Below are 419 nucleotides of genomic sequence, written 5' to 3'. Positions count from 1 at the left end.
CCTTGGCGGCGACCGCCTGGCGGTCGCGCGCGGCGGCAAGCTCGGCTTCGATCTTGGCGCGCTGGTCCGGCGGGATCACAGCCTGATCGCGTTCCGGCGGCAAATCATGCACCGGAAGGTAGGCGCCGGGCTCTCTGGGATGGGCCTGAGCCTCGTTGGGCGTGTAGTCAACCAGCTGACTGGAACAGCCGCCGAGGGCGAACGCCGCCATCAGCAGCGCGCCATAGATCGGCAGCGACTTTTTCGGGTCCCTGAACACTAACACCTGGGAAATTCCCACCTCGTCCCAATGCAAGGCTGCCCGGAGCTTAACCCGACAACCTGCCCAAGCTCAAACCATTGCTGCCCACAAATGGCACGAGCGAGAATTCATCCAAGTCCCACTGGTCCAAGACGTGCATCCCGATTGTGACGAAACC

The 419-nt window shown here is 63.0% G+C and carries 1 protein-coding gene; it reads right to left on the bottom strand.

Annotated elements, in window-relative coordinates; all coding sequences use genetic code 11:
* The coding region (locus tag ACNFOC_RS55565; RefSeq protein WP_416966466.1) for a hypothetical protein at positions 1–295 on the bottom strand (295 nt) is incomplete at its 3' end.
* Between the last annotated feature and the right edge of the window lie 124 nt (positions 296–419).

The organism is Streptomyces colwelliae (assembly GCF_048158785.1).
In the GTDB taxonomy this organism is placed as follows: domain Bacteria; phylum Actinomycetota; class Actinomycetes; order Streptomycetales; family Streptomycetaceae; genus Streptomyces.
Note: the sequence above shows the minus strand (reverse complement) of the source record. Positions and strands in the feature narration are given on the sequence as shown.